This is a genomic window from Variovorax sp. P5_A3 (assembly GCF_056400665.1).
The window spans coordinates 1-2,021 of the sequence record NZ_JBFUKW010000060.1 but is presented as its reverse complement, the minus strand read 5'-3'; the positions used below and the strand labels follow the sequence as shown (position 1 = coordinate 2,021).

Genomic DNA, 2,021 nt, shown 5'->3' with positions numbered 1-2,021 from the left:
ACCCTCGACGGGGTGACGACCAGCCGCGGCTACGGCATCGAGGGGGCGAGCAACAAGCTCACCGGCTTCACGCAGACCAGCGGGAGTGCGACGACCAGCGTGGTCTACGGCTACAACGCCAATGGCTATCTGGTCAGCGATGGGTTGAGGAGCTACACCTACAACGCGGAAGGGCGGCTCAGCGCTGCGACGACGGGAGCCACGGACACCAGCCCGACGACGCGGTATGCGCACAACGCGCTRGGGCAGCGGGTGTTCAAGACCGAGCCGCTGTATCCGCCGAGCGAGGGGGATGAGGGCGATCCGGGGTTCYTGCAGAGTCTGATCGACTTCTTCACGAAGTTCTGGGCGCCGAGCGTGACGGAGGCTGAGCAGTTGGGGTTTGCCTTCACCTATGACGAGGATGGCAGCCTGATCGCGGAGACGGGAACGGGTGGGGCGAACAGCACGGGCAGCACGCAATACGTCTACCTGCCAACGGCCAACGGCGTCATGCCGATCGCGGTTGTCGTCAACGGCAGCAAGTACGCGGTGCACAGCGACCACCTGAACACGCCGCGGCGGCTCACGAATGAGAGCGGGCAACCGGTGTGGCAGTGGGGCTACAGCGCCTTCGGCGACGAACAACCCACCACTGCGGCCACGAGGTTGCGGCAGCGGGTGCAGGCACGACCACGGCAACGCCGATCACCTTTAACCTTCGATATCCGGGGCAGTACGCCGACGCGGAGTCGGGGCTGTATTACAACTACTTCAGAAGCTACAGCCCGACGACCGGGCGCTACAGCCAGTCCGATCCCATCGGCCTTGACGGTGGATGGAACAGATTCGGATATGTGAGTGGGAACCCCCTCAAGTACACCGATCCATATGGCCTCGCCGAATACCTGGGTTTGTCGACTATTGAAGGCCATCTACGCTGGCTTGCAGGCATTCAAGGTGCAGATTTCGACAAAGATCCATTTGACGCGCCGAACCGAGAAATGCTGTCGCGGCTGAGGCGAGGTGAAGAAAGTCCATGGGATGTTGCCTTCTATCGTCACGAGATGGCTGAGGCCCAGCTATGCAAACCGGCCCGTGGACTCCCCATTGAAGAGGCACTGAGGGTGCAGAAGCAGAGTCACGAGAGCGTCATGCACAATCAGCAGAACAGAGAAAAGGATCTGTACCACCCGAACGTCGTGTTTCGGAATCGAAGCGTCTTCGGGAAAGATTGGTAGGTTACGTAAATGGCCTTTACTACTCACATGCTCTTAAGAAGAGAAGCCGATAGCGATGTTGCTGCAACCTATCTGGTGGTGTCGCTCGACTTCAATCCTGAGGGCGAATGGCAGCCCATTGGCAAGCTCACGATTCAAAAGTCGCAGAAGACATTTGCGTTTGAACCACTCAACGAGTGGGCCGCAAAAGGAATCACCGTCTCGCCAAATGACCCTACCACCGCAGAAGAACTCAGCGCCAGTGACGAGTACTGGATGGCATGGCGAGGCCGGATCCGTGCATGGGCCGTCCGCATGATCGAGCAGGGGCGCTTCCCGGATACCTATCCAGGTTGACCTACGGCTACGCCGCCAACGGCCTGCTCACCACCCTGAGCTACCCCAGCGGCAGCGTGCTGACGTACCTGTGCGACGCCACCGGCCGCCTGAACCAGCTCAACTGGAACGGCGCACCGCTCGTCACCGGCATCGCCTGGAACCCGCTGGGCCAGCCMACCGGCTGGAACTGGGCCTTCGTGTCCCCGAGCCTCCAGGCCAGCCGCGCCTACGACACCGCAGGGCGCCTGACCGCCACSGAGTTCAGCAGCTACGTCTACGACGCCGCRGGCCGCATCACCAGCCTGACGCAGCAACTGCTGCAGCCCGCGGACACCGACCCCACGCACACCACCATCACCAGCGTCAACACGACGTGGAGCGTCGGCTACGACGCCGTGGGCCGCATCACCGCCTTCAACGCCACGGGCAACACGGCCGGGTTCGGCTACGACGCCAACGGCAACCGGGCCAGCAGCACGCGCA

Annotated in this window: 2 protein-coding genes and 2 pseudogenes; all 4 read left to right on the top strand. The window is 62.2% G+C overall.

From position 1 onward, the window contains the following. Window positions 1-840 (top strand): annotated as a pseudogene (locus tag AC1D3B_RS36080) (hypothetical protein); the annotation flags it as partial. Continuing rightward, a complete protein-coding gene (locus AC1D3B_RS36075; protein ID WP_478195455.1) occupies window positions 738-1,220 on the top strand; it encodes an RHS repeat-associated core domain-containing protein in 483 nt (160 codons plus the stop codon). The pseudogene AC1D3B_RS36080 and the gene AC1D3B_RS36075, both read left to right, overlap by 103 nt. 9 nt (window positions 1,221-1,229) lie before the next feature. After that, entirely contained in the window at window positions 1,230-1,556 is a 327-nt protein-coding gene (locus tag AC1D3B_RS36070; RefSeq protein WP_478195454.1) for a hypothetical protein, read from the top strand. After that, window positions 1,553-2,021 (top strand): annotated as a pseudogene (locus AC1D3B_RS36065) (hypothetical protein); the annotation flags it as partial. The gene AC1D3B_RS36070 and the pseudogene AC1D3B_RS36065, both read left to right, overlap by 4 nt.